14 protein-coding genes and 1 pseudogene are annotated in these 14,281 nt (G+C 68.7%); 9 read left to right on the forward strand and 6 right to left on the reverse strand.

The genetic code is table 11. The annotated features are described in order from the left end of the window. Nucleotides 1–13: 13 nt before the first annotated feature. On the reverse strand, nt 14–382 hold the full coding sequence (locus tag IEY60_RS25320; RefSeq protein ID WP_189032979.1) for a hypothetical protein: 369 nt from the start codon (nt 380–382) through the stop codon (nt 14–16). Between the two features lie 114 nt (nt 383–496). Between IEY60_RS25320 and IEY60_RS25325 the strand changes: the two genes are divergently transcribed. After that, on the forward strand, nt 497–661 hold the full coding sequence (locus IEY60_RS25325) for a hypothetical protein (protein WP_189032980.1): 165 nt from the start codon (nt 497–499) through the stop codon (nt 659–661). Between the two features lie 23 nt (nt 662–684). On the opposite strand, the pseudogene IEY60_RS25330 reads toward IEY60_RS25325, so the two are convergent. Next, a pseudogene (locus tag IEY60_RS25330) lies at nt 685–1,485 on the reverse strand (metallophosphoesterase); the annotation flags it as partial. A gap of 18 nt (nt 1,486–1,503) precedes the next feature. Further along, on the reverse strand, nt 1,504–3,978 hold the full coding sequence (locus IEY60_RS25335; RefSeq protein ID WP_189032982.1) for a phosphoketolase family protein: 2,475 nt from the start codon (nt 3,976–3,978) through the stop codon (nt 1,504–1,506). 162 nt (nt 3,979–4,140) lie between these two features. Here IEY60_RS25335 and IEY60_RS25340 point away from each other — a divergent pair, with 162 nt between their 5' ends. The 5 genes from IEY60_RS25340 (at nt 4,141) to clpX (ending at nt 9,186) form a co-directional block, all read left to right on the forward strand. Further along, nucleotides 4,141–4,695, forward strand: coding sequence for an FKBP-type peptidyl-prolyl cis-trans isomerase (locus IEY60_RS25340; protein WP_189032983.1), 555 nt, complete (start codon nt 4,141–4,143; stop codon nt 4,693–4,695). 133 nt (nt 4,696–4,828) lie between these two features. Beyond that, entirely contained in the window at nt 4,829–6,193 is a 1,365-nt protein-coding gene (gene tig, locus IEY60_RS25345) for a trigger factor (protein WP_189032984.1), read from the forward strand. 187 nt (nt 6,194–6,380) lie between these two features. Continuing rightward, the gene (locus tag IEY60_RS25350; RefSeq protein WP_229740108.1) at nt 6,381–6,956 is read left to right on the forward strand and encodes an ATP-dependent Clp protease proteolytic subunit; all 576 of its coding nucleotides are present in this window, start codon (nt 6,381–6,383) and stop codon (nt 6,954–6,956) included. A 42-nt stretch (nt 6,957–6,998) separates the two neighbouring features. After that, the gene (locus IEY60_RS25355; RefSeq protein ID WP_189032985.1) at nt 6,999–7,664 is read left to right on the forward strand and encodes an ATP-dependent Clp protease proteolytic subunit; all 666 of its coding nucleotides are present in this window, start codon (nt 6,999–7,001) and stop codon (nt 7,662–7,664) included. Nucleotides 7,665–7,905: 241 nt separating this feature from the next. Further along, nucleotides 7,906–9,186, forward strand: coding sequence for an ATP-dependent Clp protease ATP-binding subunit ClpX (gene clpX, locus IEY60_RS25360; protein WP_189032986.1), 1,281 nt, complete (start codon nt 7,906–7,908; stop codon nt 9,184–9,186). Nucleotides 9,187–9,245: 59 nt separating this feature from the next. Here clpX and IEY60_RS25365 read toward each other — a convergent pair whose 3' ends face one another. Further along, nucleotides 9,246–10,055: a hypothetical protein gene (locus tag IEY60_RS25365; RefSeq protein WP_189032987.1), complete on the reverse strand. Its 810-nt coding sequence runs from the start codon at nt 10,053–10,055 to the stop codon at nt 9,246–9,248. Between the two features lie 291 nt (nt 10,056–10,346). Continuing rightward, complete coding sequence (locus IEY60_RS25370; RefSeq protein WP_189032988.1) at nt 10,347–10,961, reverse strand: dihydrofolate reductase family protein; 615 nt, start codon at nt 10,959–10,961, stop codon at nt 10,347–10,349. Nucleotides 10,962–11,149: 188 nt separating this feature from the next. Between IEY60_RS25370 and mihF the strand changes: the two genes are divergently transcribed. After that, nucleotides 11,150–11,464, forward strand: coding sequence for an integration host factor, actinobacterial type (mihF, locus tag IEY60_RS25375; RefSeq protein ID WP_019045768.1), 315 nt, complete (start codon nt 11,150–11,152; stop codon nt 11,462–11,464). 78 nt (nt 11,465–11,542) lie between these two features. Here the strand turns inward: mihF and IEY60_RS25380 are convergent, their stop codons facing one another. Beyond that, nucleotides 11,543–12,736 carry an FHA domain-containing protein gene (locus IEY60_RS25380; protein WP_189032989.1) on the reverse strand — a complete coding sequence of 398 codons (1,194 nt, stop codon included), beginning with the start codon at nt 12,734–12,736 and terminating at the stop codon, nt 11,543–11,545. Between the two features lie 213 nt (nt 12,737–12,949). Between IEY60_RS25380 and IEY60_RS25385 the strand changes: the two genes are divergently transcribed. Beyond that, nucleotides 12,950–13,609 carry a TetR/AcrR family transcriptional regulator gene (locus tag IEY60_RS25385; RefSeq protein ID WP_189032990.1) on the forward strand — a complete coding sequence of 220 codons (660 nt, stop codon included), beginning with the start codon at nt 12,950–12,952 and terminating at the stop codon, nt 13,607–13,609. Next, on the forward strand, nt 13,606–14,181 hold the full coding sequence (locus tag IEY60_RS25390) for a GNAT family N-acetyltransferase (protein ID WP_229740109.1): 576 nt from the start codon (nt 13,606–13,608) through the stop codon (nt 14,179–14,181). Before IEY60_RS25385 ends, IEY60_RS25390 begins: the two co-directional genes overlap by 4 nt. Nucleotides 14,182–14,281: the final 100 nt, after the last annotated feature.

Below are 14,281 nucleotides of genomic sequence, written 5' to 3' on the forward strand. Positions count from 1 at the left end.
AAGAAGACTCGCGTCACGCGCAGCGGAAGCGGAACTCCGTGCCGACCTCGGTGCCCGCGGCGACCTGGAGCCGGACCGGTTCCACGTCGGCCAGTGCGCAGCCGCCGGGGACGGTGATCACCTTCGCCTCGTAGCAGCCGTCAGGCAGGGCCGCGGTGGCGCGTCCGTCGGCGCCGCTGGTCAAGGTCGAGACGACCTTGCTCTCGCCGCAGCGGGTCAGCGTGATCTCGGCGCGGTTGACCGGGATCGGTTCCCGGCCGGTGATGGCCCGGACAGTCAGCGTCCCCGCGGTACTCGTGCCGGGCGGCGCGGGATCGGCGACCGCGAGTCCGGCGCCGACCAGTGGGCAGAGCACGGACAGTGCGAGCAATGTTCGGCGCATGAACCTCTCCTCGGCAGTGAGTCGGGTCGTCCGGTGGTGATGGTAAGCCCGATTCGCCACTTCGCGGCCGACCGGTGCGGGATGTCGAGTTGACGATTCGGCGACGAAGACGCGGTGCCCCTGCGCCGCGGGGGCGGTAACAAGACCGCCCGCACCGTCGCCGTCTACGAAGGCCAGACCCTCAACGAACGCGCACTCGGCACGATGCTGAAACAGATCATCGCCGACAACCGCGCCGGCGGCTGGCGCAAGATCAAGAAGGACCGCGGCGAGGCCTAGCTGGCGGGGGTGATGCCTGCCCGTTCGGTCCAGATCTGTTCGGCGGGAACGGAGATCGTGGTCAGCTCGGGGTAGCGCACGGCCGAGAGGCTGCCGCCGAAGACGGCGCCGGTGTCCAGGCACAGGGTGTTGTTGACCCAGGTCAGCTTGGTGACGGGGGTGTGGCCGTAGAGGACGGTGGCGGTGCCGCGGTAGTCCTGGGCCCAGTCGTAGCGGATGGGCAGGCCGTACTCGTCGTATTCGCCGGTGGGGGAGCCGTAGAGGGCGAACGAGCGGGCTCGGCCGGAGGCGCTGCCGTGCAGGCTTTCCGGGAGGCCGGCGTGGGCGACGACCAGCTTGCCGTGGTCGAGCAGGTAGTGGCTGGGCAGCTCGCGCAGGAAAGCGTGTGCGGCGGTGCGGAATTCGATGTCCTCGTCGGCGAGCTGGGCCAGTGAGCGTTCCAGGCCGTGCGCGATCCGGACATTGCGGCCGTCGAGGGCACGTACCAGTTTGTAGTCGTGATTGCCGGTGACGCACAGGGCGGTGCGCGCGGCGACCATGCCCATCGCCAGGCGCAGCACGCCGGGGGTGTCGGGACCGCGGTCGACGAGGTCACCGACGAAGACCACGGTGCGCCCGTCCGGATGGGCGGCGCCGATCGCCCGGCGCAGCTCGTCGCGGTCGATCAGGTAGCCGAGTTCGCCGAGCAAGGTCTCCAGCTCGCCGCGGCAGCCGTGGACGTCACCGATCACGTCGAAGGGTCCGGTGAGGTCGCGGCGGTCGCGGGGGAGGGCGTGGTCGGTGCGGGGGGACTCGGTCATCGCCTCCATGGTCGTGCAGGCGTGGCCCGGGCCGCAAGCGCGTTACGTCACAGTGGGGATCGCGGCGTCGGGCCAGACCCAGTTCGCGACGACCGGGATGTCCTCGCCGTGCTCCCTGGTCCAGCGGCGCGCGGTCAACCGCGCGTCGACCATCTCCTGGCGCAGGCCCGCCGCCCGCTCGCGCAGGCCGGGGACCCGGTCGATGACGTCGAGCACCAGGTGGAAGCGGTCGAGGTCGTTGAGCATGACCATGTCGAACGGGGTGGTGGTCGTGCCCTTCTCCTTATATCCGCGCACGTGCAGGTTGGCGTGATTGGTGCGGCGGTAGGTGAGCCGGTGTACCAGCCACGGGTAGCCGTGGAAGGCGAAGATCACCGGGCGGTCGGTGGTGAACAGCGCGTCGAACTCGGGGTCGGGCAGGCCGTGCGGATGCTCGTCGGCGGGCAGCATGCGCATCAGGTCGACGACATTGACCACCCGGATCCGCAGGTCGGGCAGCCGATCACGCAGGATCGCCGCGGCGGCCAGGGTTTCGAGGGTGGGGATGTCGCCCGCGCAGCCGAGCACCACATCGGGAGTGGCGCCCAGCTCGTCGTTGTGGCCGGCCCACTCCCAGATGCCGACCCCGCGAGCGCAGTGCACGGCCGCCTCGGACACCGAAAGCCAGTCGGGCCCCGGCTGTTTGCCCGCGACGACCACATTCGCGTAGTGCAGCGAGCGCAGACAGTGGTCGTAGGTGGACAGCAGGGTATTGGCGTCCGGCGGCAGATACACCCGCACGATCTCGGGACTCTTGTTCGCCACGACATCGAGGAATCCCGGGTCCTGATGGGTGAATCCGTTGTGGTCCTGGCGCCACACATGCGAGGTGAGCAGGTAGTTCAGGCTGGGAATCTTGCGCCGCCACGGCACCGCCAGGCTGGCGTCGAGCCATTTGGCGTGCTGGTTGAACATGGCGTCGACGATGTGGATGAACGCCTCGTAACAGGTGAACACGCCGTGGCGGCCGGTCAGCAGATAGCCCTCGAGCAGGCCCTGGCACATGTGCTCGGAGAGCACTTCGACGGCGCGGCCGGTCGGTGACAGCGCGACATCCCAGCGGCCGACCTCGGCCTGCCAGTCGCGCCCGGTCACCTCGAGAATGTCCTGCAACCGGTTGCTGACCAGTTCGTCGGGGGCGAGGGTGAGGAAATTGTGCGGATTGCGCGCGGTGACATCGCGCAGCCAGCCGCCGAGCACCCGGGTCGCCTCGTGCTGGCCCGCGCCCGGTTGTTCGACCGCGACGCCGTAATCACGCCAGTCGGGCAGGTCCAGGTCACGGACCAGCAGCCCGCCGTTGGCCACCGGATTGAGACTCATCGGCCGGTCCGGGATCTGCTCGAGCAGGGCGGGCACCGGCGTGCCGTCCTCGTCGAACAGCTCGTCGGGCCGATACGACCGCAGCCACTGTTCCAGCACCCGCCGATGCTGCGGGTTGGTGCGGGCCGCCGGCAGCGGCACCTGATGGGCGCGGAAGGTGCCCTCGACCCGCTCGCCGTCGACCACCGGGGGACAGGTCCAGCCCTTCGGCGTGTGCAGCACGATCATCGGCCAGCGCGGCCGGGTGCTGACGCCTTCCTCGCGGGCCGCGCGCTGGAACCCGGCGATCAGGTCGAGGCAGGTGTCCATCGCGGCGGCCATCGCCTGGTGCACCGGCGCCGGATCGTCGCCGGAGACGATAATCGGCTCGTAGCCGTACCCGCGCAGCAGCGCGACCAGTTCCGCCTCGGGGATGCGGGCGAAGATGGTCGGATTGGCGATCTTGTACTCGTTGAGCGCCAGGATCGGCACCACCGCGCCGTCGCGGCCCGCGTTGAGGAATTTGTTCGCGTGCCAGCTGGCGGCGAGCGGACCGGTTTCGGCCTCGCCGTCGCCGATCACACAGAACACCGTCAGGTCGGGATGGTCGAGCGCGGCGCCGTAGGCGTGCAGCAGGCTGTAGCCGAGTTCGCCGCCCTCGTGGAACGAGCCGGGGGTCTCCGGCGCGCAGTGGCTCGGGACGCCGCCGGGGAAGGAGAACTGGTGGAACAGCCTGCGCATGCCGTCGCCGTCGCGCGCGATGTCGGGATAGAGCTCGGCGTAGGCGCCCTCCAGCCAGGCACAGGCGTTGGGGCCGGGTCCGCCGTGGCCGGGGCCCGCCACGTAGACCGCGTTCAGGTCGCGTTCCCTGATCACCCGATTCGCGTGCGCCCACACCAGATTCAGGCCGGGGACCGTGCCGAAATGGCCGAGCAGGCGCGGCTTGATGTCCTCGGGGCGCAGCGGCTCGCGTAGCAGCGCGTTGCGCATCAGATAGATCTGACCGACCGCGAGATAGTTCGATGCCCGCCACCAGGTGTCCACGGCGACGAGCTCGTCGCGGGTCAGCGGGCCGGGGGCGTCGGTGAGGGCGTAGGGCTTCGGGGCGATGGTCTCACCGTCGCCGTCACCCACGTTGTCGGCTGCGGTGTCGCGATCGATATCGCTGGTCCGGGTCATCGCGGACTCTCCTCGCATCGGGTGAGCTGCGGCGCCGGGCGCCGCTGGACCTGTCCGTGGCGCCGATTCGACACTCGACGACACCGGTGGAGAAACGCACCGCCGAGCCTACCGCCGTGCCGGTCCCCGGGCCCGGAGCGGCGGTCTATTACTGTGCGGGCCATGCATTCTCTCGGCAGGATCATCGGCATCGGACTCGTCGCGGCCGCCGCGATCGCGACAGCGGCGTGCGGCTCGGACACGGACTCGTCCGGCACGACGTCGACCACCAGCGCCGCCGCTGGCGCGCCGACGGCGAGCAAGGGCCGCGAGTGCACCGCCGACGACGTGAAGGTCAGCGGTGGCTACGGCGACGCACCGGAGATCACCATCCCGGACTCGTGCGACCCGCCCAAGACGCTGATCGTCAAGGACCTGGTCGCGGGCAACGGGCCCGGCGCGGTGGCCGGTCAGCCGCTGACCATGAACTACGCGCTGGTCACCTGGTCGGACAAGCAGACCCTCGACAGTTCCTTCAAGCGCGGTAAGCCGTTCCAGCTGACCCTCGGCGCCGGCCAGGTCATCGAGGGCTGGGACCAGGGTCTGACCGGGGTCCAGCAGGGCGCGCGCAGGCTGCTGATCGTGCCGCCGAACCTCGGCTACGGCGAGGGCGGCAACGGCGTCGCGCCGAACGAGACGCTGGTCTTCGTCACCGACGCGGTGCAGGTCGGCCGCTAGCCGCCGCCCAAACAACCGCCGATTGCACGGCCGCGAAGGCGGTCAACTACCCTGGTCGGGATGCGTACGCCGCCTCAGGGCGCGACGCCCCATGCGGGGACACCACATGAACTACGAACCAAGGAGCATGTCCGTGAAGAGCACCGTCGAGCAGCTGAGCCCGACCCGGGTCCGGATCAACGTCGAGGTGCCCTTCGAGGAGCTGAAGCCCGACTTCGACAAGGCGTACAAGGCGCTGGCCCAGCAGGTCAAGATCCCCGGCTTCCGTCCGGGTAAGGCTCCGGCCAAGCTGATCGAGACCCGTGTCGGCCGTGGCGCCGTGCTGGAGCAGGTCGTCAACGACGCGCTGCCGGGCCGCTACGCCGAGGCCGTGCAGGCCGCCGAGGTGAAGGTCATCGGCCAGCCCGAGATCGAGATCACCAAGATCGAGGACGGCGAAGAGCTGGCGTTCACCGCCGAGGTCGACGTGCGCCCCGAGATCGCGCTGCCGGACTACTCGGGCCTCGAGGTCACCGTCGACTCCTTCACCATCGAGGACGCCGACATCGAGCAGCAGCTCACCTCGCTGCGTCAGCGCTTCGGCACCCTGACCGGTGTCGAGCGTGCCGTGCAGGACGGCGACTTCGTGTCGATCGACCTCTCGGCCACCGTCGACGGTGAGGACGTCCCCGAGGCGGCCACCACCGGTCTGTCGCACGAGGTCGGTTCGGGTCAGCTGATCGAGGGCCTGGACGAGGCCGTCACCGGTCTGAAGGCCGGCGAGTCCGCCGAGTTCACCTCCACCCTGGTGGCGGGCGAGCACGCCGGTAAGGAAGCCGTCATCACCGTCACCGTGCAGTCGGTGAAGGAGCGCGAGCTGCCCGAGGCCGACGACGAGTTCGCCCAGCTGGCCAGCGAATTCGACACCATCGACGAGCTCAAGGAAGACCTGAAGGGCCGCGTCGAGCGCGTCAAGAAGGTCGAGCAGGCCGGTCAGATCCGCGACAAGGTGCTCGACACCCTGCTCGAGACCGTCGAGGTCCCGCTGCCCGAGGCCGTGGTCAAGGCCGAGGTCGACGCGGTGCTGCACGACGCCGTGCACGGCTTCGACCACGACGAGGCCAAGCTGGCCGAGGCGCTCGAGGCGCAGGGCTCCTCCCGCGAGGAGTTCGACAAGGACACCCAGGAAGCCGCCGAGAAGTCGGTCAAGACCCAGCTGCTGCTCGACGCCATCGCCGAGGCCGAGAACACCCAGGTCGGTCAGCAGGAGCTCACCGAGCGAATCCTGTTCCAGGCGCAGCGTTACGGCATGTCGCCGGAGCAGTTCATCCAGCAGGTGCAGCAGGCCGGTCAGCTGGGCGCGGTGTTCGCCGACGTCCGTCGTGGCAAGGCGCTGGCCGGTGTCGTCGGCCAGGTGAAGGTCACCGACTCCGAGGGCAACGTGGTCGACACCGCCGAAATGTTCGGTGACCCCGCGGATTCCGCCGAGACCGAGCAGGTCGAGGCAGCCGCCGAATAGGTTTTGTGATGCCGGTGTGACCGGTACCCCACCCGGGGTGCTTGGATTGCGCTGTGAGCGAAGAAGGGCGGTACCGGGAGTTCGGTGCCGCCCTGCTTCGTTACTGTTTGTGACGACGAACCGTATGGCCGTAGCAATCGGTGAGAAGAGAAGGCAGGTATCCGTGACAATCAACCAGGCAGGGGTCATGACAGCCGCTACTGCTGGTCTCAACCTCAGTGATTCGGTGTACGAGCGGCTGCTGCGCGAGCGCATCATCTTCCTCGGCACCCAGGTCGACGACGACATCGCGAACAAGCTGTGCGCGCAGATCCTGCTGCTCGACGCCGAGGATCCGACCAAGGACATCTCGCTGTACATCAACTCCCCGGGTGGTTCGGTCACCGCGGGTATGGCCATCTACGACACGATGCAGTTCGCCGAGTGCGACATCAAGACCGTCGCAATGGGTCTGGCCGCGTCGATGGGGCAGTTCCTGCTGACCGCGGGTACCCCGGGCAAGCGCTTCGCGCTGCCGCACACCCGGATCATGATGCACCAGCCGTCGGCGGGCATCGGTGGTTCGGCGGCCGACATCGCCATCATGGCCGAGCAGTTCGCGCACACCAAGCGGGAGCTCAACGAGCTGCAGGCGCAGCACACCGGCAAGTCGGTGGAGCAGGTGACCGAGGACGCGGATCGCGACCGCTGGTTCACGGCGAAGGAAGCCCTCGAATACGGCTTCATCGACCACGTGGTCAGCCACGCGAACCAGGCGAAGTAACGCCGCCGTCCCCCCTCACTCGAGACAAGCTTGGAGATAACGATGGCCAACCTCTTCGACCCGCGCGCCGGACATGGCGGCTCCGCTGCGGGCCTCCCGCAGGCGCGCTACATCCTGCCGCAGTTCACCGAGCAGACTTCGTTCGGCGTCAAGACCTCCGACCCGTACAACAAGCTGTTCGAGGAGCGCATCATCTTCCTGGGCAACCAGGTCGACGATGTCTCGGCGAACGACATCATGGCGCAGCTGCTGGTGCTGGAGTCCCAGGACCCCGATCGTGACATCACGATGTACATCAACTCGCCCGGTGGCTCGTTCACCGCGCTGATGGCCATCTACGACACCATGCAGTACGTGCGCCCCGACGTGGTGACGGTGTGCCTCGGCCAGGCCGCCTCGGCCGCCGCGGTGCTGCTGGCCGCCGGCGCCCCCGGCAAGCGCGCCGCGCTGCCCAACGCGCGCATCCTGATTCACCAGCCGTCCTCGGGTGGTGTGCAGGGCCAGGTGTCCGACCTCGAGATCGCCGCGGCCGAGATCGAGCGGATGCGCCGCCTGATGGAGGTCACCATCTCGCGCCACACCGGCAAGTCCGAGGAGCAGGTCCGCAAGGACACCGACCGCGACAAGATCCTGACGGCCGAAGAGGCCAAGGAGTACGGCATCATCGACCAGGTCTTCGACTACCGGAAGCTCAGCGGACAGAAGTGACACGCCCGGGCCCGTCGCCGCAGTATGGGCGGCGGGCCCGACTTTTTCCCGCGGGTTGGCTCACAATGGTGAGAACCCGCACAACCCTGAACAGAAACATGCGCGAGTTGTCGACCTCATTCGCGCACACCAGGTACGGTCGACTCAGGGACCATTGCTCTGATTGACGGCACCGAAACGTATTTCCGGCCCAATCGGGGGACGACGGTCGCACTCGGACAAGGAAGTAGGGACCTACGAGATGGCGCGCATCGGAGACGGCGGCGATCTGCTCAAGTGCTCGTTCTGCGGAAAGAGCCAGAAGCAGGTCAAGAAGCTCATTGCGGGCCCTGGGGTCTATATCTGCGACGAGTGCATCGATCTGTGCAACGAGATCATCGAGGAAGAGCTGGCCGAGTCGAGCGAGGTCAAGCTCGACGAGCTGCCCAAGCCCTCGGAGATCCGGGACTTCCTGGAGAACTACGTCATCGGCCAGGACACAGCCAAGCGCACCCTCGCGGTCGCGGTGTACAACCACTACAAGCGCATCCAGGCAGGCGACAAGGGCCGTGACAGCCGCGGCGAGTCCGTCGAGCTGGCCAAGTCGAACATCCTGATGCTCGGCCCCACCGGCTGCGGTAAGACCTACCTCGCGCAGACGCTGGCGAAGATGCTGAACGTGCCGTTCGCCATCGCCGACGCCACCGCGCTCACCGAGGCGGGCTACGTCGGTGAGGATGTCGAGAACATCCTGCTGAAGCTGATCCAGGCCGCCGACTACGACGTCAAGCGCGCCGAGACCGGCATCATCTACATCGACGAGGTCGACAAGATCGCCCGCAAGAGCGAGAACCCCTCGATCACCCGTGACGTCTCCGGCGAGGGTGTGCAGCAGGCGCTGCTGAAGATCCTGGAGGGCACCCAGGCGAGTGTGCCGCCGCAGGGCGGTCGCAAGCACCCGCACCAGGAGTTCATCCAGATCGACACCACCAACGTGCTGTTCATCGTGGCGGGCGCGTTCGCGGGCCTGGAGAAGATCATCTCCGACCGCACCGGTCACCGCGGCATCGGCTTCGGCGCCGAGGTCCGCTCCAAGGCCGAGGTCGACACCGACGACCACTTCGCCGACGTGATGCCCGAGGACCTGATCAAGTTCGGTCTGATCCCCGAGTTCATCGGCCGCCTGCCCGTCGTCGCCTCGGTGACGAACCTGGACAAGGAATCGCTGGTCAAGATCCTCTCCGAGCCGAAGAACGCACTGGTCAAGCAGTACGTCCGGCTCTTCGAGATGGACGGCGTCGACCTCGAGTTCACCACCGACGCCCTCGAAGCCGTTGCCGATCAGGCGATCCTGCGCGGCACCGGCGCCCGTGGCCTGCGCGCCATCATGGAGGAAGTCCTGCTTCCGGTGATGTACGACATCCCCGGCCGCGACGACGTCGCCAAGGTGGTCGTGGACGCCGACACGGTCACCGAGAACGTCCTGCCGACGATCGTGCCCCGCAAGACCCAGCGCACCGAGCGCCGCGAGAAGTCGGCCTAGAGCCCCACGAAAGAGGGCCCGTACTCCGATCGGAGTACGGGCCCTCTTTTTGTCTACTGCTAGCTCTCGTGGAAGGCCGGAGCCGCCGAGAGGAGATCGTCGGCATCCTCGGCGGGGATCTCGGCCGAGGCGCGGGCGATGGCGGTGCTGTAGCGGGCGCTGGCGGCGTTGTGGATCATCAGGGCGACACCGATCATCACCGGGGCCACGGCGTGCACCGCGGCGTCGTACCAGTGCCTGGCGCTCAGGTGCGGGTACGTGTTGAGGGCGATGGTGAGGGTGAGCAGGAACAGCTCGGCGACCAGGACCTGGGTGCGGTTGCCCATCACGCCCCACTCGGACACGCGGGTGGTACCGATCATGATGATGACCAGGCAGACGCTGATCATCGCCTCCAGGCCGAAGCTGGCCCAGTAGAGCGGGTCGCCCGGCCCGCCCGGAGCGATGTTGTGCTGGACGTTGACCGCCGACCACAGCATGCCCGCGATCACCACGCCGGCCAGTGCGCGCAGCGACCACGTGCGGTGCTGGTAGAGCGAGGCCAGCCGGGCGCGCGGGTTGGATTCGCGGCGCTGCGCGGCGATGGCCTTGCGGGCCAGCATCACGTCGGCCATCTCGGCCCGCTCCATCTCGGCGGTGGTCTCGCGCAGCCGGTCGGCGTGGGCGGAGGCCGACTTGATCTGCTTCCAGCGCTGGTCGCGCTCGTAGGTGCGGATCTTCTCGGCGAGTTCGCGCTCGGCGCGCAGCTCGTCCTCGGACAGCGCGTCGGTCAGGGCCGGATCGGACTGGTAGGCGATACGCCGCCTGGCCCGTTCGACCCGGACCGGCAACGCAACGACCTCGTCATCGAGCGGGTGTTCCTCGCGCATCGCAACTCCAGTTAGCAAAAGGGTTCGCCGGGTCGCGTCATTCTTGCGCATAAGGTGGCGGAGAGCACAACCGCGGGCCGGTTAGGGCCGGCCCGCGGTGGCCGGAAAACGTCTGGCGCACAACTGTGTAGCTGGAACCGCACTGTCACGGGGAGACGGTGACGACCGGGGAACCGGTCGCGCCCGGGGCCGAGGAGCTTCGTTGATCCTCCGTGGTTCGCCGTTGAACCTTGATCCCGTGTGGTGCTTCTGCTGACTTTTTCGCTGCAGGCGGGTGTGGTGTTACGCGCGTCACTCGGTGGAGTAGTCGCCGTACTTCGGTGCGCCGTCGGCACGGTAGCTCGCGATGAGCACGCCGGTGGAGGTGGTGCGTGACTCGGTGAGGGTGAAGCCGGTGGGTCGCACCGTGTCGGTGAACAGCTTCTTGCCGGTGCCGAGCACTACCGGGAAGGTCAGCAGGTTCATCGTGTCGATCAGACCGGCCGCGAGCAGAGTGTGGGCGAGCGCGCCGCTGCCGTGCATCTGCAGTTCCCGGCCGGGGCGGGCCTTGAGTGCGGTCACCTCGGCCACGATGTCGCCGCGCAGCAGCTCGGTGCCTGCCCAGTCCGCCTCGGTGAGGGTGCCGGTGGCGACGTACTTGGGCAGGTCGTTGAGCTTGGTGGCCACCGGGTTGTCCGGGTCGTCGACCTTGGGCCAGTACCCGGCGAAGATGTCGTAGGTGCGCCTGCCGAGCAGGAACGCGTCGACCCGGTCGAACACCGAGTCCATGAAGACGCCGAAGTCCTCGTCGCCGTAGGGGACCGACCAGCCGCCGTGGGTGAAGCCGTCGCTGGTGTCCTCCTCCGGGCCGCCCGGCGCTTGATAGACACCGTCGATCGTGAGGAACTGGGTCAGGGAAAGCTCCATGGCGACGATCCTTTCGTCCGTTTAGTCCGTCTTGCTGGTCGTTCACCCATTACGACGGGCTCAACGCGCAAAACTCATCGGCGTATCCTCGCGGTGTGTCGGACTGGTGCTGCCGTTCGGTTGCTGTTTACTCGGTCCGTCAATCAGATGTTCGAGTTGTTCGAGTGACGAGTGGAAGCGGAGGAGACATGGCACTGCCTACGATGACCGCCGAACAGCGCACCGAGGCGTTGGCCAAAGCGGCTGCCGTGCGCAAGGCGCGCTCGGAACTGATCGGCAAGGTGAAGGAGGGCAAGGTCACCGTCGCCGATCTGCTCAAGAAGGCCGACAGCGATGACCTGGTGAAGAAGACCAAGGTCGCTGCGGTGATCAAGGCGCTGCCGGGTGTCGGCCCGGTGAAGGCGGCCAAGCTGATGGATCAGGCCGAGATCCCCGAGGATCGCCGCATCGGCGGGCTCGGTGCTCGCCAGCGCGCGGCGCTGCTCGACGCCCTCGAGGCCTGAGCCGAACAGTGATCCGACGCCCGTGGACGCACAGCGTGCACACCACGGGCGTCGGGATAGTTCGTCCTGACGAGGTTCTCAGACGCAGTAGGTCAGCAGGAAATCGTTGATCCGCAGGCGCCAGCCCGGCTGCAGCTCGATGGGCAGGGTGCCGACGCGGGACCAGCGTTCGGAGTCGGGGGCGGCGAAGAACGTACCGGAGGTGGCGGGGGCTTCCCGGACGAACACCTTGCCACGGTCGGGGGCGACGAAGGCATGGACCCGGGAGACGAGCCGGTCGCGTTCGATCAAGATGGGGGTGGCGGCGGCGGCCCGCACCGATTCGTCGCCGGAGGGGTTACGGCCGAGGACATAGGGCCGGTCCAGCGGATAGCTGAGCCCGTCCTCGGTGACGAGAGCGCCGCGCGGACTACTCGGCTGCGGCGCCGATTTTCCCAGCGCGACGGGCTCGGCCCGCTTCGCCGCATCCAATGCCTGCGACCAGGCCAGGGGAGCGCTGGTGGCCGGGGTGTTGCGCGGCCCGGTGCTGACGGTGACGCCGTCACCGGTGGTCGGCCGCGAGCCCGTGCTCACCGTCTCGCCGTCGGCGCTGCCCGCCTCGGGCACGAAACCGGTTGCCGGACCGGCGGATCCGGACGCGGACTCGCCGGGCAGGGCGAAACCGGCGGTGGCGGGCCGTGCCTCACCGTTCTCGGCGTGGCCGGACGGTTCGCGCAGTGCCCGGAACCCGGTGGCTTCGGTCGGCGGCGGCTCGTCGATCGACTCGACGCGGCGCGGCGCCGGATTGCGGCGACGGCCGAGGGTGAGCACGAAACCGTTGCCGGTGACGATGCCCGCGCGCAGATCGGTGCGCGGATTGGCGCTGGTCGGGTCTGCCATCTCGGCGCCGACCGCGATCCGGCGGACGGGTTCGCGGATGATCTCGTCGACCCAGGTGAAGGCGCGGTCGCCGGCGAGGCGGCGGTTGCCCTCGGCGCCGGAGATCTCGGCGATCACCGCGCCGCGCAACAGGATCAGCATCCCGTCGGCAGTGGGCGCCAGCACGCCGAACGGTGGCGGTGCGGAGGCGCCACCGAAGACGACACCGGCTAGTCGCTGGGCCAGCGCCGCGCCGGGCGCCGAGGCCGCGGTGCTCATCGCGACGGTCTCGACCGCGCCGAGCAGGCGATCGGTGGACGGTGTCTCGCCTGCGAGATAGACGACGACGTCGCCGAATCGGGCGACGATCCCGGTCCCGGGCACGATGGCCACGGTGGACGAATGCGCGCGCATCAATGCCTCCTTGTCGGACTGGCCGTTGTCAGCATAGAACGACTGGCGCGCGGGGGCTGAGGGTTGAGGTCACCGCGGCGACGGCGGTGCTTGCCGAGGTGCGAGCGAGGAGGTGGGCAGGCTGGAGGTGAATCCCTTGGTGCGCAACAGGGTCGGCGAAATACGAACAGCGTTCGTGCCAAACGTCGTTCGTGCGCCGCGTATGATCAGCGCATGAATGCCGCACCCGTCAGTCGCCGGGTCAGACCGGCGAAAGCCCCGCTCAGCCGCGAGGTGGTCATCGAGACCGGATTGCGCATCCTCGACACCGACGGCCTTGCCGCGCTGACCATGCGCCGGGTCGCTCAGGAACTCGACACCGGCGCCGCTTCGCTCTACGTCTACGTCGCCCATCGCGACGACCTGATGACCGGCATGCTCGACCACGTCCTGTCCACCGTCACCACGCCCAGCGGCGGTGACTGGCGGCAGCGCCTGACCACCCTCGTCGAGAACGCGATCGAAGCGCTCGGCAGGCATGAAGGTCTCGCCCTGCACGCCTTCGCCCGGATCCCGGCCACCGAACACGCGCTCGGCCTGATCGAACACCTGCTCGCCCTGCTCCGCGAAGGCGGACTCGATCCGGCGACCGCCACCGGCGCCGTCGACCTGATCCACCGGCACATCACGGCCGAAGCTGCCGAGCGGGCCGCCTGCAACCTCGCGGGCGGAAGCGAGTACATCACCGAGCGCTTCGCCGAACTGCCCGCCGAGCGGTATCCGACCATCGTCGCGCTGCGGGCGCAGAGGCCGTCGAGCGGCGACGCCCGCGCCCGGTGGGCACTGCGCGCCCTGCTCGACGGCATCATCGCCACCCCGGTGGACGCGCGGTGACCGGCGTCGATCAGCCAGGGACCGCCGAGCGGCGCCGGGTGGTCGGCGGCCCGATCCGGCCCGCGAGCGAATCCGAGATCTCGGTGCTGCAGGAGATCGAGCAACGTGCCGGCGCGCCGTTCGCCGAGGTGGGCATGACCGCGGTCGCCGAGGACGACCCGCCGCAGGCCGACACCCTGCGCGAGTACATCGCCGCCGAGCGCGCGTGGGTGTGGCCCGACGACACCGGCCGTCCGATCGGCTATCTGGTACTCGGCCTCGTCGACGGACAGCCGCACATCGACCAGGTGTCGGTCGACCCGGCCTACGCGGGCCTGCGCCTCGGCAAACGCCTGATCGACCACGCGGTCCGCTGGGCGAAAGACCGTGGGATGCACGAGATCACCCTCACCACGTTCACCGAGGTGCCGTGGAACGGCCCGTACTACGAGCGGCTCGGCTTCACCTACATCCCCGCCGCCGACGAGACACCGGAGCTGCGGGCGATCCGCGCCGCCGAGATCGCCCACGGCCTCGACGAATGGCCCCGCGCCTGCATGCGTGCCGATCTGGGCTCCTGGGTGGACGGCTGACCGGCGGCTCGCCGCGCGGGGTCGCCGACCGGGCGGTCGTCGCGGTGCACGCGGCTCGATGGCTGGGGTGCGATGCCGCGGCGCGTCACTGGCGGGCGGT

Source organism: Nocardia rhizosphaerihabitans (assembly GCF_014646295.1).
Lineage (GTDB): Bacteria > Actinomycetota > Actinomycetes > Mycobacteriales > Mycobacteriaceae > Nocardia > Nocardia rhizosphaerihabitans.

Coding starts and splice junctions, on each gene's coding strand:
- IEY60_RS25320 (WP_189032979.1), bottom strand. CDS start 382: ATGCGCCGAACATTGCTCGCACTGTCCGTGCTCTGCCCACTGGTCGGC.
- IEY60_RS25335 (WP_189032982.1), bottom strand. CDS start 3,978: ATGACCCGGACCAGCGATATCGATCGCGACACCGCAGCCGACAACGTG.
- IEY60_RS25340 (WP_189032983.1), top strand. CDS start 4,141: ATGCATTCTCTCGGCAGGATCATCGGCATCGGACTCGTCGCGGCCGCC.
- IEY60_RS25350 (WP_229740108.1), top strand. CDS start 6,381: ATGACAGCCGCTACTGCTGGTCTCAACCTCAGTGATTCGGTGTACGAG.
- IEY60_RS25355 (WP_189032985.1), top strand. CDS start 6,999: ATGGCCAACCTCTTCGACCCGCGCGCCGGACATGGCGGCTCCGCTGCG.
- clpX (WP_189032986.1), top strand. CDS start 7,906: ATGGCGCGCATCGGAGACGGCGGCGATCTGCTCAAGTGCTCGTTCTGC.
- IEY60_RS25365 (WP_189032987.1), bottom strand. CDS start 10,055: ATGCGCGAGGAACACCCGCTCGATGACGAGGTCGTTGCGTTGCCGGTC.
- IEY60_RS25370 (WP_189032988.1), bottom strand. CDS start 10,961: ATGGAGCTTTCCCTGACCCAGTTCCTCACGATCGACGGTGTCTATCAA.
- mihF (WP_019045768.1), top strand. CDS start 11,150: ATGGCACTGCCTACGATGACCGCCGAACAGCGCACCGAGGCGTTGGCC.
- IEY60_RS25380 (WP_189032989.1), bottom strand. CDS start 12,736: ATGCGCGCGCATTCGTCCACCGTGGCCATCGTGCCCGGGACCGGGATC.
- IEY60_RS25385 (WP_189032990.1), top strand. CDS start 12,950: ATGAATGCCGCACCCGTCAGTCGCCGGGTCAGACCGGCGAAAGCCCCG.